Raw genomic sequence first — 18,690 nt, 5'->3', positions numbered from 1 at the left:
CATATAGAATTCAATGATATATCAGAAAACAAAGCATTATTTGTACTTTTGCTCTTCATAAAAACCTGTTTCATATGTTTACTATTCTCAACAAACAAAACAATATTGCTGAACAAAGCACCAGCATCTTCCTCATTAAAAAATCTGAACTCAACGATCAGCTTCCTATTTCTTCGGAAGAATTGGAGCATCTGACCATGCAGTTCACTGAAAATGAGAAGAAGAAATTTTCTTTCGACAGACTTTCACATCAGATTTATATTGAATTGGTGGAAGAAAAAGAAAACCCCAACCACACTCTAGAAGCACTTAGAAAGATGGGGGATAGTTTGATTAATTGCCTTCAAAATAGAAAATCACAAGAGGTTTATATTATAGCAAAAAGATTAAATAAAGCCCAAATTTCTGCATTTGCAGAAGGTATGGTCTTAAGTAACTATAGTTTTGTGGCTTATAAAACCCAAAAAGAGAAAGTGATTCGATATCTTGAAACTATTCATCTGATTAATGCTGAAATAAATCAAGAGGATGTCAATGAATTAAATGTGGTACTTGAAGCTACTCTTATGGCTCGTACTTTGGTTAATCAGCCAGTAAATTATTTAAATGCAGAAGGTTTAGCCAATGAAATTAAAGCTATGGCCGAAGATGCTGGCGCCAAAATCGACATTCTAAATAAGAATAAGATTGAAGCTTTAAAAATGGGTGGCCTTTTAGCCGTTAACAAAGGCAGTATAGACCCACCAACATTTACCATCTTCGAGTACAAACCTGAAAATGCAATTAATGAGCAACCCGTTGTTTTTGTAGGAAAAGGTGTGGTTTATGATACTGGAGGCTTAAATATTAAAACTGGCGAATTCATGAATACCATGAAATGTGACATGGGTGGTGCCGCTGCTGCAGCAGGTGTTGCTTTCGCCATCGCTAAAGCCAAGCTTCCTCTTTATATTATGGCTTTAATCCCTGCCACCGATAACCGTCCTGGCGGAAATGCTTATGCCAGTGGTGATGTCATTACTATGTTCGATGGACAAACTGTGGAAGTTATTAATACAGATGCAGAAGGCAGAATGATTTTAGCTGATGCCTTGTCTTATGCCAAGAAATTCAATCCATCATTGGTAATAGATTTAGCTACATTAACTGGTGCAGCTGCTCGTGCCATTGGAAACCTTGGCGTTGTAGCCATGGGTTCTAAATATGGTGAGCACATGACTAACTTAAAAGAAAGTGGAGAAAAAACGGGGGAGCGCATTGTAGAATTTCCATTCTGGGATGAATATGCTGAGCAGTTAAAATCTGAGATTGCAGACATGGTTCATTTAGGTGGAGCAGAAGGTGGAGCCATCACAGCAGGTAAATTCCTAGAAAAATTTACCGACTACCCTTATATTCATTTAGATATTGCTGGGCCGGCTTTCAATACCAAGAAATTTAACTATCGTGGAGTTGGTGGCAGTGGAGTTGGTGTAAGATTGCTTTTTGATTTTGCTAAGGGATTGGCGAAGAAATAAGGAAATACCATAATACCATTTCTTTGTGGCTTTACTCAGACATGGTGTGATCAATAATAGGTTGGTCGCGCCATTTTTCTTCTCGTAACACTTTCTGACTCAATTCCTCAAATTCCTCCAAGGAACTACATCTAGTTATTTTATAGTGAATCTCATTAAAATTCTCAAATTGTCGTGAAAAGTATCCCCAATATTCTTTCATTTTATTGAGTTGATTCTTAGGTCTCCGCCTATATTTTATAACCTCATCTTGTAGCTTTTGGTGGAATGCACCAAACAATTCTTGCTTGTCGAATTTTGAAATTTCTCCATGCTTAATTTGATGTGGAAGAAACAAATCATAAATAACACCTCTCCCTATCATCCACTTTTCTTGTTTTGGAAATTGTGCCTGCAAATCATTCATGTTTTGTACCGTAAATATGTCGCCACTATAAACTAGAGGATTACTTGAGTTTTTCAAACACCATTCAAAAGCATCCAAATCTGGATCTATACTGTACATATCAACTCCTAATCGCGGATGTACAATCAATTCTTTTAATGGAAACTTATTTAATAAGGGCATGAGGACTTCCAATTCTTCCTTTTTATAATAACCCAAGCGAATTTTTACTGAAATTTCGTTTTGAACCTCCTCAAACAACTTCTCCAAAAGCATTTCAACTACCTCAGGATAAGCAATCATACCTGAACCACGCATCTTATGAGCAATGCTTTTAATGGGGCATCCCATATTAATATTCAGCGTTTTATACCCATAATGGTATAAGTGATTCGCGAGCGGAATAAACTCCGGTGCATATTTCCCAATTATTTGTGGGTCAACCGGCATTTTATCATTATTTTCGTGCAGTAGATCCTTAATACGAGAAGCCTTAATGGAATCGCCTTTACCGGCAGGAATAAATGGCGCTATACTATGATCGAAGCTGTCGAAATACTTACTATAAGCATTTCTAAAATAAGCCTCAGTATAACCTTGCAAAGGTGCCAAATATAAAATCATAGCTTCACAAATTAAGTTTGTATTTACAGCTACAAATTTATAATAATATTGAATGAATATTTCGTTTTACCTTAAATGAATCACTTCAAAAAAAATATCAACTTTTTTATTTATCTGATGCTTCTATCATTGGCTATATCAAATGCTTTTGGCCAATCTTGCGAGGTGGAACTATCAAAAAAAGAACTAAAAAGCTATCAGAAAGCTTGGGAATATCATGAAGCCAAAAATTATAATGAGGCTAGAAAAATCATGTTTCAACTCAGCAAAGAAGTCCCTGATTATGCCAAAGCTCAAATGTCGCTTGGGATTTTCTATATCGAGAATTCAAGTCCCAATATAAATACAGCTAAAAAATATCTAGAAAAATCTGTAAACCTTTGCATGGACAGCGTCATTTACTCACATTTCTATTTAGGTAAGATATATTATGGTGCTAAAGATTTTAAAAAATCTGTTGAGCGATTTCAATTCTTTTTAAAAGATGTGGATTTAATTAAAACCGATGACGATTATTTTGAAGCCAAGAATTATTTAGAATATGCAAAAGCCACTCAAGAACTGTTAGAGCATCCAGTGCCCTTCGAGCCTAAAAAAGTTGAAGGGATTTCTACCAAAGAAGATGAGTACCTTCCTATTATTTCTCCAGATAATGAGTTTGCACTTTTTACCCGCCGTCAGAAACACTATATCAGCCGAGGCTTAACCGAGCAATTGGTGGATAAGGAAGTTTTCACTTTCAGCTTAAGAAACGAAAACGGAAAATTTGAGCAAGGATGGGAAATGGAATATCCTTTCAATAAAGTAGAAAATGAAGGTGCTGCTACCCTTACCATTGATAATAATAGCCTTTATTATACAGTATGTATTCGCGATCCAAAAACCAATTATTTAAATTGCGATTTATACCATAGCTTTTTCGATAAAGGATATTGGAGCAATATTGAAAGCCTAGGCGAACATATTAATAATCCTGATTCATGGGAATCACAACCCAGTGTAACTTCTGATGGAATGACTATATTTTTTGCAAGCAATAGAGAAGGAGGATTGGGAGGTTATGATATCTATCAAATTAGAAAAGATGAAGAAGGAGAATGGAGTCATCCAGAAAATGTAGGTGCACCCGTTAATACTTCTGGGAATGAAAAATCACCATTTATTCACACCGATAGTCAGACACTTTACTATTCCACCGATGGCCAAAAAGGACTTGGAGGCTATGATATTTATTTCAGTAGACAAGATGAAAATGGAGTTTGGCAAGAACCCAAAAACATAGGTTACCCTATCAATTCTTTTGATGATGATTTAGGTTTCTTTGCAAGTACCGATGGCCGTCATGGCTATTATGCCTCTAATAGATTAGATGCTAATTATAAATGGAATTTATATTCATTTCCCCTCTATGAAGAAGCTCGTCCACAAAAAGTGCTTTTAGTTAAAGGTGAAATTGAAGTAGAAAACAATTCCGAACCTATCAGGGCGCGAGTTCAACTTAAGAACATGCAAACTAAAGCCATTACAGAAATACCTGTAAATGCTAACACAGGTAAATATGTGGCTGCCATTCTTTTTAAAGAAGACCAAGTTCTTACGGTAAAACAAGAAGGCTATGTCTATTCTTCAAGATATTTAAGTGTTGAAGATACCACCCTCAATCAGCCTAAAACAGTAGATTTAAAAGTGAAAGAAATAAAAGTTGGCGAAGCTTATAATATTGATGATATTCACTTTGTCACCAATTCCTCTGAACTCAACAAAGATGCCAAACGTATTATTGATGAGTTTTTAGAATTCTTAATTGATAATGATAATATTATAGTAGAGATTCAAGGACATACTGATAATGTGGGACAAGAGGAGACCAATTTAGTATTATCAGACAAAAGAGCTAAAGCAGTTTACCAATACCTAGTGGAACAAGGCATACCTAGTTCAAGATTATCGGCCAATGGATATGGAGAATCGAAGCCTATTTCGAGCAATGAAACTTATAGAGGAAGAGCAAAAAACAGAAGAACTGTATTCGTTATAAAAAAACAATAGCCAAAAAAAATCAAAATCCATCAAAAAGTTTTCCCTACTTTAGCATCAAATTTATTAATTATGACCCCAAGTTACTATTCAAAGTTTAAAGCATTTGTAGAAGAAAAGAAGTTAGAACCCATTGTTGATGTGGCCCTTTTTATCCTTATTACTTTGGTAATTCATTATACATACCGATACTGGGTAACCCAGCAATACTACCCTTTTACTGAAACTTTGGCTGCTATGCACGACCATCTTTCTGAAAGAGTATTTGTGGAGAGTTCTTGGTTTATTCAACATGTTTTGGGGATGGAAATCACAACTGTGGACAGAACCATGTATTGGGCCAACGAAGGATATATTGCCATTAATCATGGATGCTCAGGCTTAAAACAAATGATACAATTCGCCTTACTGATGATGATTTTCCCTGGCCCTTGGAAACATAAACTATGGTATATTCCTCTAGGTATTTTTATCGTTCACCTGACCAATTTATTCCGAATTATTGGACTTGCAGTAGTTCTAGTTGCTGTTCCCGATTATTGGAAATTCAGCCACGATTACTTATTCCGCCCATTCTTCTATGTGATTATCTTTAGCCTTTGGGTTTATTGGGTGGAGAAAATTAGGAATAAATAATATCATTTCAATTCTTCAATTAAAACTTCTAATCATTAGCCTCAAAAAGACTATCCAATTCTAGTAGATTGGTGATGAGTTCTAAACTTGAACTATCAAAAAGCGTGTTCATTATACTTATTTTTCCAAATCTCTAACTTTTAAAGCGTTTTGGAAAGGTTTCAATATACATCATTGAATTAGTCATCAGTAATACAGCCTTTTAGCAGTTGTAAAATACAGGTAAAGGCGATATAAAGAATCGAAAAATTAAACCTACTTTAGCGCTCTTATTAATTGGACAATATAATCTGCATAACATAATGGATTTCAATACGGTAATACAAATCCTACAGCACATTACTTATTGACCTAGTCATTAAAATATATAGAATGATCGATCATATTTCGCATATGGTGCTCGATAGAGTGCAGAATTATAAAGGTAGAGCAGTACTAAAAAGTTTTTCGGAGGAATCTAATCAACTTGAAAGTATTAGTGCAGACGAGTTAATAAAAACGACAAAACAAGTTTCACGAGCTCTGGTATCTTTAGGATATGGACAGAATTCTAAAGTTGGAATATTTGGGAATAATAAACCTGAATGGACATTGGCTGATATTGGTATTCTAAACATTAGGGCTATCGTGGTTCCTTTCTATGCCACCAGCAATAAAGAACAACTGAAATATATAGTTGATGAGACCCAAATGGAATTGATGTTTGTGGATGATGAAGGCCAATTAGAGAAAGCCATTTCACTGCTCGATAAAACAGCTCTAAAAACGATTATTAGCTTTTCAGAAATCAAGAAGAAGCATCAGTCCGTAATGACTTGGACTGACTTTTGCCAACTTGGAACCCAAAATGATGAATCAAAAGTTGATAATTTATTAAAAGCAGCCTCCTCAGAGGATATTGCTTCTATTATTTATACTTCTGGAACTACAGGAGAACCTAAAGGTGTCATGTTAAGCCATTTGAATTTCATGACTAGCTTTAAAATAAATCATGAAAGATTAGATATTTCTGAATCTGACTCCTCTTTAGCTTTCCTCCCACTGAGTCATATTTTTGAACGCGCCTGGACATTCTTTCTTATATACTGCGGTGCATCAAACACCTTCTTATCTAACCCTAGGAAAGTAATAGAAGCATTACCAATAGTTAACCCAACTGTTATGTGTGTGGTTCCCCGATTTTTTGAGAAAACCTATGATGGAATCTATGAAGAATACCTTCGTTGGAGTCCAACCAAACAAAAAATTTTCGATTGGTCTATAGCAATAGGTCATAAAACCATTGGTCCGAAAAAAGCAGCATTCCCTCTTTCATTACAACATAAAATTGCCAAGAAATTAGTACTGAACAAGCTCAATAGTATTTTCGGAAGCCAACTTAGAATGACTCCTTGTGCTGGTGCAGCTATTCGGCCAGAACTGCTTAATTTTTTCCATGCAATTGGTCTTTTTGTGAATTATGGATATGGTGCTACAGAAACTACAGCAACCGTAGCTTGTATGCGTTCTGATAAATATGACCTTAACACTTGCGGTTCTGTAATGCCAGAAACAAAAGTAGAAATTAGCGAAAACGATGAAATCATCATCACGGGAGATACCATTTTCAAAGGATACTACAGAAAACCCGAGGAGACTGCCAAAGTTCTACAAGGCAAAACTTTCAAATCTGGCGACCAAGGTTATATAAATGAAGATAACTATTTTATTATGACCGATCGTATTAAAGACATGATGAAAACTTCTGGAGGAAAATATATTTCTCCCCAGAAATTGGAACTTTTAATTGGCACCAATAAATTCGTTGAACAAATTGTGGTGATAGGTGACAATAGAAAATTTGTTTCTGCCTTAATTATTCCTGCCTACGAAACCTTAAAGTCTAAAGAAAAAGAATTGGATATTGTTGGAAAAAATGGAAAAGAAATTGCTGAAAGTCCAAGAGTATATGAATTCTATAAAGAGCTGATTAATCAGGAACAAAAGGGTTTGGATGGCTATGAGCAAATTAAAAATTTCATCATCATGCCAGAAGCTTTTAGCATTGAAAATAATGCTTTAACTAATACTTTGAAAATAAAAAGGAAACAAGTTACTCAGCAATATCATAAATTGATTGATAGCATGTATCAATAAACTTAGAAAGCTAAAAAGTCTTCTTCTTTGTATATCACATTTATTTATCGTTTTTTCCAATTCCCACTAAAAACTCATGGTTATATAGGAACTACAATTAAGTATATCACTATTTCTTATTCATTAACATCTAGTAACTGAGGCAAACAATCTATATTTGACCATCATTTCTAGATGAATACAAAATTATTATTACAAAACTAAAAACGAATATGAAATTTTCACAACTAGCCTTAGCTATTTTAATCTTTTTATCAGCTTTTCAAGTTCAAGCTCAAAAAGAAACAGCCGATCTACCCAAATTAGTCAGCTATATGGAAGGCGCTTATTCTTCATTAGCACAATCAGAAGCTGACACCAATTTCCTTCATATTACTCTAGATATGAAACAAATTTGGCCTCAAAACAAAGATGGTGCTTGGCTATATGTTGAACAAACGGCTGCTTGGACACCAGGTAAACCTTATCGTCAAAGAGTTTATCATTTGCAAAAAATAGATGATACCACTTTCACATCAAGCATAATGACCATGCCAAATCCAAAAAAATATATTGGAGGTCATTTAAACACAGAGATATTCAATGAGATCACATCGGATAGCCTAACAGCTTTAGAAGGATGCGCATTAACCTTAATATATAAAGATGGAGTTTTTGCTGGAAGTACAGAAGAAGGGGCATGTAAAAATTCATGGGGAGAAGCAAACTATGCTACTAGTATTGTGGAGATCAGTCCAGAATTATTATATAGTTGGGACCAAGGTTGGAACAATAAGAAAGAACAGGTTTGGGGAGCAACTTCAGGTGGCTATAAATTTGTTAAGAAACAAATAGATTAATAGAGTGAGTTAGAATAGATGAGAGTTTTTATTGAGGACTGCTTATATAGCAGTCCTCTTTTTTTTACAAAAATTAATCGTAGAAATACTACCCAACTTTAGCAATATTACGAATCATTCCATTAAATATGAAAAAATGAAAGGGCATTGTCATTCCCCAATAAGCTCTACCTAGAACCCCTTTGGGCCTAAAAGTAGCTACCTGATGTAAAATATCATCCTTATCTATTTTAAACTCCATCCAGGCCTCCCCTGGTAGCTTCATTTCTGCGTATAACAAAAGTCTTCTTTCTTCTCTATTGCTAACTAGAACTCTCCAAAAATCAATAGATTCACCTTGAAAAACCTGAGTGGGATGCTTTCTGCCTCTTCCTAAACCCACACCGCCCAATAACTTATCAAAATGGCCTCGTAGCTCCCAAAGCCAAGTGGCATAATACCAACCTTTCTCTCCTCCTATCGACCAAATATTATTCATGACCTCCTCTATTTGTTCAACTTTAATCGATTTTCTATCAACATAGCAACCATAGGCAGGAACTTCAATAAATTCTGAAAGCTTATGGCTCAATTGTTCATCATGTATAGAATCTTTCCAACTGGAAGTGACCATGTTTTGTTTAATATTTAAAAAAGCATATTCAATGGCTTTTCGATAACTAATGGGCTTAATAGACAATAATTTTTCTAATTCTGTATTCTGACAAACCACTTCATATTTCATGCTTTGGACCAAGTTAGTGGCCAAACGGTAAGATGTTGATGTAATGAAATATAACCAAAACGAAGAAACTTTAGGTGTCATTATCGGTAGCGTAATTATTCTCCGGTCCAAGCCTCTTGCATCTGCATATTGTAGCAACATATCTTTATAGGTAAGTACCTCAGGACCCCCAATATCATAGCTATGATTCATACAAGCCTCATTAAAAAGAACTCTGGAAAGATAAGTAACGATATCACGAATAGCGATAGGTTGTGATTTCGTCAAAACCCATTTAGGAGTAACCATAATAGGTAATTTCTCCACAATATCTCGGATAATTTCAAAAGATGCACTTCCAGAACCTACAATAATACCAGCACGTAGAACTGTTGATTTATAATTCCCTGATAGTAAAATATCTTCTACATTTTTGCGTGAAGCTAAATGCTCTGACGTATCTTCCTGCTTGGTGATTAGTCCACTTAGATAAATCACTTGCTTCACTTGAATCTCATTCATATAATCTTTAAAATTCCGTGCACACGCTGACTCTAATTCAGAGAATTTCTTTGTAGATGATGCCATAGAATGTATTAAATAATAAGCTGCATCTATATTGGATGGTATTGATTTCAAGGATTCATTATTCAGGAAATCAACTTCAACAATTTCAATCTTATTCAAAATATTGACACTTACTTTTAAACGACGCTTATCCCGGACCGCACAAACAACATCAAAACCCATATCGATAAGTACTACCAATAGCCTCTTCCCAACATAACCAGTTACCCCTGTCAGCAGCACTCTCATCCACTTAATTGTTGATTATTAAATCCTTATCGCTTAAAGATACTAAAAAAAGAAATGTTCATCACATAACAATGGTCCTTGTAATAAAGAATATCACAGGAAATTCATAAATTCTTTACATATTTTAAATCATTTCCTATGAAAACACCTAAGCAAATAGTACAACATTGGGTAGATATATTTAACACAGGAGACTATAAAGAAATAACTAACCTCTACACCCCTAATGCCATCAACCATCAAGTTAATCAAGAACCAATTGTTGGACAAAAAGCTATAGAAAACATGTTTAAAGAGGGATTTTCTGCTACCGATATGACTTGTATTGTCGAGAATATATTTGAAGATGGTGAATGGGCTATTTTGGAATGGAAAGATCCTCTTGGTTTAAGAGGTTGTGGATTCTTCCATATTGCAAATGAAAAAATAAAATTCCAAAGGGGATATTGGGACAAATTAAGCCTCTTACGATTGCATGATCTACCTATCCCTCCTTAAAATTCCTATCTTATACCAATTGAAAAAACACTCTATCTATCTCATATACTGAATATTAAAAATTATTAAAAAAAATCTCCTTTCATTTGCTAAAGCCTAGCATAATCTATTATTTTTGTCCAAGGCCTTACAGCATCAATTGTATAAGAAAGGTAAATACTATTACAACCATCTTTAAAATAGAGTTATGAGTCAGAGCAAATTAAAAGTGATTACAGATTTTGAAAAATTGCCTACCGATGTTCAGGAAAAAATAAAACTAACTTATCCAGAAGGTTTTAGCGATTATTTAATCGAATTTAAAAATCGACATAACGAAACGGTAAGCGCTCTGCCATTTGAAGGCGACGATAAATACTATATGGTACGCATGTCAGTTAGAAAAGCCATCCAAATGATTCTCGATGACGATGATTATGATGACGATGGTTACCTGAAAGATGCTAAAAAAGACCAATTCGAAGATAAACATGGCGAAGTAGAAGATTTTGAAATGGATAAAGATCATTTTGCGTAAATCATCCTTTAGGTTAACTTGCTCTCTAATTGCTTATTTTCAAGCGATACATATTATTCCCTCTGTAATTATTTTCTAATCACTGTCCGCAGAATAATTTCTATATTTATATCGAAATATTTTTGAGAAGTACAATTGATGATAAAAACCTTTCATACAGCTTGTCCACGAAACTGCTATAGCACTTGCTCTTTCATTGTAAAGATCGAAGATCAAACCATATTTAGTATAGATCCTCAAATACTCAACTTAGCAACTTCCGAAGGTCCTTGTTTAAAAGGTTTGGCCTATAAAGAAAGAGCCCATTCTAAAGATAGAATCCTCTACCCTCTTCGTAAGAAAGATGGTACATTTACTCGGATTTCGTGGGAAGAAGCTCTTGACAAAATAGTAGAAAAATTAAATCATTATAAAGCTAATTATGGTAGTCATTCCATCTTGTTCTATGCAGCAAGCGGAATGTCTGGTATGCTAAATGCTGTAAGTAGTGATTTTTGGAGATTATTTGGAGGGACAACCACAGTTTATGGAAACTTATGTTGGCCAGCAGGATTAGAAGCTTCTCGATTAACTTTAGGCGAAAATAAACATAATGCGCCTTGGGATATAGAAAATGCTAAACTCATTGTACTTTGGGGCAAAAATCCAGCCGAAAGTAATATACACCAAATGTTACCCATAGAAAAAGCGCAAAGGAAAGGAGCCAAACTAATTGTTATAGACCCTCGCCGAACGCCTTCTTCTGAACGGGCTGATTTATTACTTCAACCCATTCCTGGAACTGATGGGATTCTTGCTTTAGCAGTAGCAAAAATAATCATTGCAAGGGGAAATCATGATATTGATTTTATAGAAAAACAGACCTTAGGCTTCCCTGAGTTTATGAAAAGCCTAGAAGAAATTAATTTGGAACAAGCTAGCCAAGAATGTGGCATCCCCATTTATCTCATCGAAAAGCTGGCCGATCTGATGGGAAACATTCAACCCATGACTTTAGTCCCTGGCTATGGAATGCAGCGTTATACCAATGGCGGACAAAGCACCCGTTGTATTTTGGCTTTATCCATCATCACAGGAAATATTGGTAAAAAAGGTGCTTGTTGGCATTATGCCAATTTACAATCCTATGTGTTTGACAAAGTGAAAGAACCTGTCAACTATTTTCCCTCTGAAGCTGACCAACCCTTTAGGAGAAGCATTCCAACGGCTCTTTTAGGCGAAAAGATGATGGAACAAAAGAATCCAGAATTAAAAATGGCTTGGGTAGAGAGAGGAAATCCAATTACACAAAACCCAGATTCCAATAAAACTATTGCTGCATTTAAAAACCTGGATTTTGTGGTAGTTGTGGAACAATTTTTAACTGATACTGCATTGGAAGCCGACCTCATCCTCCCTGCCAAAAATATGTTTGAACAAAGCGATATTATTGGTTCCTATTGGAATCCATACGTTCAATTAAAACAAAAGGTAATGGAGCCTGCTGGTGAAGTAAAACCAGAAACAGAAATCTATTATCTCTTGGCTCAAAAGTTAGGTTTTTCTGAGGAGGACATCAAAAAACATTTCCCTGAACCTAATGATGAAGCCATTGAAAAATATTTGAACAAAGAATTAGAAGCTTTTGATGAATTGACATTTGAGAAACTTAAAGAAGGTCCAGTATTAGCCCCAGGATTAGAAGAAATTGCTTTCGAGGATATGAAATTCAATACGCCATCAGGAAAAATAGAACTATTTTCACAACAAGCTTTTAATAAATGGGAAGTTCCTCATTTACCTACTTATGAAAGATTAGAGGAAGGCCAGAAAAAAGCAAATCACCAATTTCCTTTAAGCCTGATGAGTCCCAATACTAAAAACAGAATTCATTCACAATTTGGCAATTTGGAAAGTATTAATGTATTAGATCCTGAGCCTATTTTGGTGATGAGCCCAAAAGATGCCCGAGCAAGAGGAATAAAACAAGATGAACAGGTCAAAGTATGGAATCTACGTGGAGAAGTCATTATAAAAATTCGATTCGATCACAGTCTAAGACCTGGGAATGTGGTCATGGTCAATGGATATTGGAATAGCGAAGGCGGAAGTCCTAACCTACTTTCAAAAGGTAGAGAAACAGATATGGGCCACGGTACTGCTTTTCATGATAATATGGTGGAGGTGGAAAAGATATGAACAGCAATTATTTCATATTCGATAAAAACCGATGTGTTGGCTGTCAAGCTTGTGTGATTGGCTGCATGAATGAAAATGGATTTCAATCCAAGCAACAATGGCGAAATATCATCACAGAGAATGAAGCAAAACTACCTAAGATTCCTTTATTTCACATATCCTTGGCATGTAATCATTGCGAAGATGCACATTGCATGAGAAACTGCCCAGCCTTAGCCTATACAAAAAGCCTCTTAACTGGTGGCATAATTCATAAACCAGAACATTGTATTGGTTGCCAATATTGTATTTGGCAATGTCCTTATAATGCGCCTAAATTCAATTCTCAAATTGGAATTGTCGAAAAATGCCATTTTTGTGAAAGCCGATTATTGGATAATCAGGCTCCTGCTTGTGCCACTTCTTGTCCAACCAATGCATTAGACTTTTCCTTTGAAGAAATAGATAAAAAGAAGATTCTACCTAGTATTTCAGTTGCTAAAAACCCATATCCTTCTATTCAAATAAAAGAATTAGAAAACGAGGAGGGCCCGGAAATGGACATGAGCCTCTTTGAAAAAGAAGATTTAGTAGTTGAGGGAAAAATAGTAAAACGAGTCCATGCAAAAGAAGAATGGCCGCTACTGGTTTTTACCTTTATCGTGTCGGTTTTAGTAGCATTCACAGCAGTAGGGGTTGGAATGCAATCCCCTGATTGGTTAAAATGGAGCATGATGATTGTAGCCATTATTGGTGCAACTTTAAGCAGTTTACATCTGGGTAAAAAGCTAAGGATGTGGCGTGCTATATTAAATATCAAGCAATCATGGCTCAGCAGAGAAATCTTCTTCTTTGCCATCTATTTTGTAGCTTTAACTATAAATTTCTTCTTTTTCGATTTAAACTATTTTGTAGTTCTCATTCCAGGAGCCTTGACTTTACTATCCATAGATATGCTTTATCAACCAGTGCAAGAAAAGTGGAAAATCCCATTTCATTCTGGACAAAGCATATTTATCACAACTTCTTTACTGCTTTTGCTCCTACACTTCTATTGGCTTCTATTGGCACTTATCTTAATTAGAATAGGTATCCAATTATACCCTATGCTATCTAATAAGCCTCCTCAAAAACTAAATACGCTAATATTAGTACGCTGGGGGATGATAGATTTAGCAATTATCTTCCTTTTCTTAGGAACTCCATTCTGGACTATATTTATATCCTTTTCTATTGGAGAATTATTAGATAGATTTATGTTTTACAAAGACTTGGATTAAGAAAGGTTATTGAATAATTAACTTCAATATTTCTCTTTCGTTACCCTTTTTCAGTTCAAGAAGATAAAGAGATGGCAATAGATTTATCATCAAGCTATTGCCACTAAAATTTTCTTTTTCAAAAACTACTCTCCCATTAATATCAGTAATAAGAACATGTGTATTTAATACTTGCTTCACAAATTGAAGACGATTCCCTATCACAGGATTCACAATTTCAGTATAATCGTTCTTAAGTTCTTGACTAGATTGTAGAGTTGTACACAAATCTGAGTTTGCATTTACATCCTCTATGATTCCAATTGGGCTCATATCTCTTCCTTCAAATGCTGGATGATCTGTAGGATACTTCTCTGCTCTAAATATTAAGTTATCCTTATTTTCAATTACATCAAATTGGTTGTAAATTTCAGATCCAGAAGGATTAACATAAGTCATCAAATGCTCTCCAGATTTAGTTATCTCTGTCAATTGTCCTTTTGAGGATTCACATATTATAACATTCCCATTTGGTAAACACATCACCCCAGACTGACTTGGTTCCTGAACAGTATCTCCTAAGATAATTCCATTCCAAGACCAATCATAATCCACAGGAAGAAAGACATTTGATTCTTTTACATAAGCACCATCAGTAAATGTAGGAACTAAAAGATGAACATAACTAAATAAACCACTTTGATCACCTCCATTATTAAACACCGAAATTTTTCCTTCATCAAGGTATCCATCTTCAACCCATTTGCTGTCATGCTGTAGAAACAATTTCTGATCAGCTTCTGTTCCTTGTTGATAGCCCGCTGGATTTCCCCATCGCCACATCAAGTCTCCACCTATTCCTGAGTTACCACCAGTATGACCAGCTGCTTCTTCAGTAGTGGTACTATGATCGATGATCAAAATTTCATTTAAATGACGTGGTGATATAATAATCTGATCAAGTTCATCATTATAATCAATAGCATTTACATGAGTAAAGTCTGCTTGATTACTATTAATATAATTCAAGTCAACTAATCCAGGATGTTCAATCACTAATCCATAATTTGGTTTTGTCTCATCAAACTCTTGAACTAGATGGTCTTGGAATCTCCATTCCCAAACCAAATTGGCCTCATGTGAACCAACAGGCTCTAATTCAACAATTCTATCCATCCTAAATGAATCTGAAGTATTTTCAGGATCCCTACCAAGAGCTACAATTTCATCTTTTGTAAAATTCACACCGGCTACGCATAAGATATTACCATTTGGCAATGGCTCTATATCATGATGTTGGTTAATCCCATTAGCAGTGGTTGGATAGGACCAAACTAAATTACTCTCCCAATCTCTAATTTCCAATGAATCCTTTCCTGCTCTTAACAGATTGCCATTTTCTAATAAATAACAAGTTGCTCCTGGGGTTTCTGAAAATATCCATTCATTTATTAATTCACCACAATTATTTATTAAATAGGAAGATGTATTCTTCTTGGGTGTAATTAAAATATAACCTTCAGAAGCATTTTCATCAAAATGCAGAAGGCCTATGGTTTCATCTTGTGCCTTCAGGTTATTCCCTAAAAAGAATGTAATTAGAAATAGAAAGATAAAAGCCAATTTCTGATTAATTTCAGTATAATTATTCATTTGTGTAAGTTTATGATAAATGTTTGCACAAAAATATATTTTAATACGAAACAAAGCCTATATATTGCTCTATATATTGAATTAATTAGAGATTAATCATGCATTTTTTATTAGAACTAAAAAAACACTTAATTTAAGTAAAAAAATTCCTTACCTTTATTCATAAGTATTTCTTTTTAGGGGAAAAATGAAAAATCAAAATCATATTGAATTAGAGCTACGAAAATTTGTCGCTCCTGAATATATATTTGGCATAGATGCTAGAAAACTTGCAGCTAACTACTGCCTGAAGCATGGTGCCAAAAAAGTCCTTCTAGTCACCGATGCAGGTTTATTATCTACTCCATGGTTTGAAGAAACAACTACTTCTTTGAAGAATCAACATATTCATTTCATTGTTTTTTCCAGAGTATCTCCAAATCCAAGAGATTATGAAGTAGCAGAAGGAAAGGATCTTTATCTAGAAAACAATTGTAATCTTATATTAGCTCTGGGCGGTGGCAGTGTAATGGATTGTGCCAAAGCTATTGGCATTGTGACCACCAATAATAAGAATATTAATGCTTTTGAAGGTGTGGACAGAATATACAACTCAATTCCTCCATTAATCTGCATCCCAACTACAGGAGGAAGCTCTGCCGACGTTTCTCAATTTACAATTATCAATAATACTACAGAAAAGTATAAAATGGCTATCATCAGCAAAGCAATTGTACCGGATGTGGCATTAATTGACCCTATAGTTCTAACGAGTATGGATCATTTCCTCACTGCATGTACCGGCATAGATGCCCTCACTCATGCCATTGAAGCTTACGTGAGCAATGCCAGTTCAGCTTTTACTGACCTTTATGCCAGAGAAGGCATCAGCCTGATTGCTGCTAATATTGAATTAAGTATTAATGAACCCCATAATATTCAAGCTCGAGGAAAAATCATGTTAGCCAGTATGTATGCTGGTCTAGCATTTTCAAATGCAAGTTTGGGAAGTTTGCATTCTTTAGCCCATAGCTTAGGTGGATATTTAGATTTACCCCATGGTGAATGCAATGCCATTTTATTACCTCATATAATCGATTATAATTTCTCGTACTCAGAGCATAAATATAAAGATATTGCATCTTTAATGGGAATTAATAATCATGGATTAAATACCAAAGAATGCAAAACTCAACTTATCAAAGAGATTTTTAGTTTAAACCATAAACTTGGTATTGATTCAAAGCTCAAGGATAAAGGAGTGAGTGTAGACATCATTCCGGTCCTTTCCTCAAAAGCAATATTGGATCCATGCAATGCAACTAACCCAAGGTCTCCAGTTCAAGATGATTTCAATCAAATATTAAAAGAAGCCATGTAATATGCCAAACTCTTGGGAAGAAAATAGGAAAAAGATTATTGGATTAGGGGAAGACTCTTTTAAGAAAAGTTATTATCCTGAATTACAGCAAAAGTTAGAGGAACTGGAATCTGCAAAGAAAAACCTCGAAACTATTTTTCAAAACACAATTGATGGTATAATCATTCACAAACTCAATGGGAAAATACTTTCGATAAATAAACCCGCCCAGAAGCTTTTAAATATTGATGATGGCGACATTAAATCGGTGAATTTACTACATATCCCTTCGGATAACTTAACCGAACCCTTAAATAAAACATGGGGAAAAGCATTAAACGGACAGCCTCAAATAATTGAATGGAGAGGAAGTCAAGTCAAAACTAATAAAAAAATATCTCTCCAAATTTCAATAAACAAAACCATTTGGGATAATCAAGATGCTCTTGTAGCAGTATTAAGAGATTTTAAGGATAGGGTTATTTATGAGGAAGAATTGATCAAAGCCAAAGAAAAAGCTGAAGAAAACGACAGACTTAAATCTGCATTCCTTGCAAATATTAGCCATGAGATTCGAACACCTATGAATGGGATTGTAGGTTTTGCAGAATTACTCAAGGATAAAAATCTTGATGACAAAGAAAAAAACACCTTTCTTTCTGTGATATTAAGAAGCAGTAAAAGAATGCTAAGTACGCTTAATAATATCATTACTGTCTCACAAATAGAATCTAATCAACTCAAATTATACCCTAGTAAATTCAATATAAATGAGGTATTCAACCAACTTTATCTTTCTTTTAATGATAAAATAGCACAAAAAAATTTAAAATTCAAGTATACTCCTCCCCAAAACCAACTCTTTGTCACTTCAGATAGAGAGAAACTAATCACTATTTTAAGTAACTTGTTAATGAATTCCATAAAATATACTGACCAAGGGTGGATAGAAATGGGATGCTCCCAAAAGAATAATCAAATTCATTTCTATATAAATGACAGCGGAATTGGAATACCATTAAAAAGACAAAAAGCCATTTTCGAAAGGTTTATTCAAGCAGATATTGAAGATAGCGAAGCTAGAGAAGGTACCGGTTTAGGACTTTGTATAGCACAAGCCTATGCAAATCTAATGGGGAGCGAAATTAAAATAAAATCAGAACCTCAAAAAGGGGCTAGTTTCTATTTTGAATTATTAATGGGTTGAAACTATTGTTACTAATCAGTCCAATGTAAATTTACTGTAGTTGCCCATTATAAATGATTTTTTGTTTTGCCCATTCATCTTACGCTTCGGTTAATGACGATGCTATGATTATCACTACGTTCATCCGTGCGAATAGCATCGTTCCTACCCATGAGGAGAAAAAAAATCAGATTTCAGTTTCAAAAATCAAATGATAATAGAATATCAAATTTTTAACCTAATCATTTTACTGAATCTTTTGGGTCAAGTTAATTTTTATGGGGACTACGAAAAAAGCTTTGATAATCTAAAGAGGAAAAACGATACATCCGTAACGCCTCTGAGGTTAGATCTAAAAAGCTTTATTTTAGCATTGAAAGATTCCGCA

14 protein-coding genes and 1 pseudogene are annotated in these 18,690 nt (G+C 34.7%); 11 read left to right on the top strand and 4 right to left on the bottom strand.

Annotation, left to right across the window (positions count from 1 at the left end):
* Window positions 1–74 precede the first annotated feature (74 nt).
* Window positions 75–1,517 carry a M17 family metallopeptidase gene (locus HNS40_RS04800; protein ID WP_216664154.1) on the top strand — a complete coding sequence of 481 codons (1,443 nt, stop codon included), beginning with the start codon at window positions 75–77 and terminating at the stop codon, window positions 1,515–1,517.
* 31 nt (window positions 1,518–1,548) lie between these two features.
* Here the strand turns inward: HNS40_RS04800 and HNS40_RS04795 are convergent, their stop codons facing one another.
* Window positions 1,549–2,526, bottom strand: a complete 978-nt coding sequence (locus HNS40_RS04795; protein ID WP_172278225.1) for a tRNA-dihydrouridine synthase family protein — start codon at window positions 2,524–2,526, stop codon at window positions 1,549–1,551.
* Between the two features lie 165 nt (window positions 2,527–2,691).
* Between HNS40_RS04795 and HNS40_RS23660 the strand changes: the two genes are divergently transcribed.
* From HNS40_RS23660 to HNS40_RS04775, 4 genes are all read left to right on the top strand, one after another.
* Window positions 2,692–4,575: an OmpA family protein gene (locus HNS40_RS23660; RefSeq protein WP_172278223.1), complete on the top strand. Its 1,884-nt coding sequence runs from the start codon at window positions 2,692–2,694 to the stop codon at window positions 4,573–4,575.
* Window positions 4,576–4,635: 60 nt separating this feature from the next.
* Entirely contained in the window at window positions 4,636–5,199 is a 564-nt protein-coding gene (locus HNS40_RS04785; protein WP_172278221.1) for an archaeosortase/exosortase family protein, read from the top strand.
* Window positions 5,200–5,571: 372 nt separating this feature from the next.
* On the top strand, window positions 5,572–7,335 hold the full coding sequence (locus tag HNS40_RS04780; protein WP_172278219.1) for a long-chain fatty acid--CoA ligase: 1,764 nt from the start codon (window positions 5,572–5,574) through the stop codon (window positions 7,333–7,335).
* A gap of 212 nt (window positions 7,336–7,547) precedes the next feature.
* A complete protein-coding gene (locus HNS40_RS04775; protein ID WP_172278217.1) occupies window positions 7,548–8,174 on the top strand; it encodes a chromophore lyase CpcT/CpeT in 627 nt (208 codons plus the stop codon).
* Window positions 8,175–8,262: 88 nt separating this feature from the next.
* On the opposite strand, the gene HNS40_RS04770 is transcribed toward HNS40_RS04775, so the two are convergent.
* Window positions 8,263–9,693: an SDR family oxidoreductase gene (locus HNS40_RS04770; protein WP_172278215.1), complete on the bottom strand. Its 1,431-nt coding sequence runs from the start codon at window positions 9,691–9,693 to the stop codon at window positions 8,263–8,265.
* A gap of 138 nt (window positions 9,694–9,831) precedes the next feature.
* On the opposite strand from HNS40_RS04770, the gene HNS40_RS04765 reads away from it, so the two are divergent.
* From HNS40_RS04765 to HNS40_RS04750, 4 genes are all read left to right on the top strand, one after another.
* Window positions 9,832–10,191: a nuclear transport factor 2 family protein gene (locus HNS40_RS04765; protein WP_172278213.1), complete on the top strand. Its 360-nt coding sequence runs from the start codon at window positions 9,832–9,834 to the stop codon at window positions 10,189–10,191.
* Window positions 10,192–10,378: 187 nt separating this feature from the next.
* Window positions 10,379–10,708: a hypothetical protein gene (locus HNS40_RS04760; protein WP_172278211.1), complete on the top strand. Its 330-nt coding sequence runs from the start codon at window positions 10,379–10,381 to the stop codon at window positions 10,706–10,708.
* A 138-nt stretch (window positions 10,709–10,846) separates the two neighbouring features.
* On the top strand, window positions 10,847–12,886 hold the full coding sequence (locus HNS40_RS04755) for a molybdopterin-dependent oxidoreductase (RefSeq protein WP_172278209.1): 2,040 nt from the start codon (window positions 10,847–10,849) through the stop codon (window positions 12,884–12,886).
* Window positions 12,883–14,145: a DmsC/YnfH family molybdoenzyme membrane anchor subunit gene (locus HNS40_RS04750; RefSeq protein ID WP_172278207.1), complete on the top strand. Its 1,263-nt coding sequence runs from the start codon at window positions 12,883–12,885 to the stop codon at window positions 14,143–14,145. The genes HNS40_RS04755 and HNS40_RS04750 overlap by 4 nt, the downstream gene beginning before the upstream one ends.
* A gap of 6 nt (window positions 14,146–14,151) precedes the next feature.
* Here HNS40_RS04750 and HNS40_RS04745 read toward each other — a convergent pair whose 3' ends face one another.
* On the bottom strand, window positions 14,152–15,777 hold the full coding sequence (locus tag HNS40_RS04745; protein ID WP_172278205.1) for an aryl-sulfate sulfotransferase: 1,626 nt from the start codon (window positions 15,775–15,777) through the stop codon (window positions 14,152–14,154).
* 187 nt (window positions 15,778–15,964) lie between these two features.
* Between HNS40_RS04745 and ercA the strand changes: the two genes are divergently transcribed.
* Together ercA and HNS40_RS04735 are read left to right on the top strand one after the other, a co-directional pair.
* Window positions 15,965–17,137 carry an alcohol dehydrogenase-like regulatory protein ErcA gene (ercA, locus tag HNS40_RS04740; RefSeq protein ID WP_172278203.1) on the top strand — a complete coding sequence of 391 codons (1,173 nt, stop codon included), beginning with the start codon at window positions 15,965–15,967 and terminating at the stop codon, window positions 17,135–17,137.
* Window position 17,138: 1 nt separating this feature from the next.
* On the top strand, window positions 17,139–18,323 hold the full coding sequence (locus tag HNS40_RS04735; RefSeq protein WP_172278201.1) for a PAS domain-containing sensor histidine kinase: 1,185 nt from the start codon (window positions 17,139–17,141) through the stop codon (window positions 18,321–18,323).
* 264 nt (window positions 18,324–18,587) lie between these two features.
* On the opposite strand, the pseudogene HNS40_RS23075 reads toward HNS40_RS04735, so the two are convergent.
* Window positions 18,588–18,690: pseudogene (locus HNS40_RS23075) on the bottom strand (DDE transposase); the annotation flags it as partial.

Origin of the sequence: Lentimicrobium sp. S6, from assembly GCF_013166635.1 — a bacterium.
In the GTDB taxonomy this organism is placed as follows: domain Bacteria; phylum Bacteroidota; class Bacteroidia; order Bacteroidales; family UBA12170; genus UBA12170.
Note: the sequence above shows the minus strand (reverse complement) of the source record. Positions and strands in the feature narration are given on the sequence as shown.

Bases quoted from the DNA above. Each gene is read 5' to 3' on its own strand.
- HNS40_RS04800 (WP_216664154.1), top strand. From the start codon at position 75: ATGTTTACTATTCTCAACAAACAAAACAATATTGCTGAACAAAGCACC.
- HNS40_RS04795 (WP_172278225.1), bottom strand. From the start codon at position 2,526: ATGATTTTATATTTGGCACCTTTGCAAGGTTATACTGAGGCTTATTTT.
- HNS40_RS04785 (WP_172278221.1), top strand. From the start codon at position 4,636: ATGACCCCAAGTTACTATTCAAAGTTTAAAGCATTTGTAGAAGAAAAG.
- HNS40_RS04780 (WP_172278219.1), top strand. From the start codon at position 5,572: ATGATCGATCATATTTCGCATATGGTGCTCGATAGAGTGCAGAATTAT.
- HNS40_RS04775 (WP_172278217.1), top strand. From the start codon at position 7,548: ATGAAATTTTCACAACTAGCCTTAGCTATTTTAATCTTTTTATCAGCT.
- HNS40_RS04770 (WP_172278215.1), bottom strand. From the start codon at position 9,693: ATGAGAGTGCTGCTGACAGGGGTAACTGGTTATGTTGGGAAGAGGCTA.
- HNS40_RS04765 (WP_172278213.1), top strand. From the start codon at position 9,832: ATGAAAACACCTAAGCAAATAGTACAACATTGGGTAGATATATTTAAC.
- HNS40_RS04760 (WP_172278211.1), top strand. From the start codon at position 10,379: ATGAGTCAGAGCAAATTAAAAGTGATTACAGATTTTGAAAAATTGCCT.
- HNS40_RS04755 (WP_172278209.1), top strand. From the start codon at position 10,847: ATGATAAAAACCTTTCATACAGCTTGTCCACGAAACTGCTATAGCACT.
- HNS40_RS04750 (WP_172278207.1), top strand. From the start codon at position 12,883: ATGAACAGCAATTATTTCATATTCGATAAAAACCGATGTGTTGGCTGT.
- HNS40_RS04745 (WP_172278205.1), bottom strand. From the start codon at position 15,777: ATGAATAATTATACTGAAATTAATCAGAAATTGGCTTTTATCTTTCTA.
- ercA (WP_172278203.1), top strand. From the start codon at position 15,965: ATGAAAAATCAAAATCATATTGAATTAGAGCTACGAAAATTTGTCGCT.
- HNS40_RS04735 (WP_172278201.1), top strand. From the start codon at position 17,139: ATGCCAAACTCTTGGGAAGAAAATAGGAAAAAGATTATTGGATTAGGG.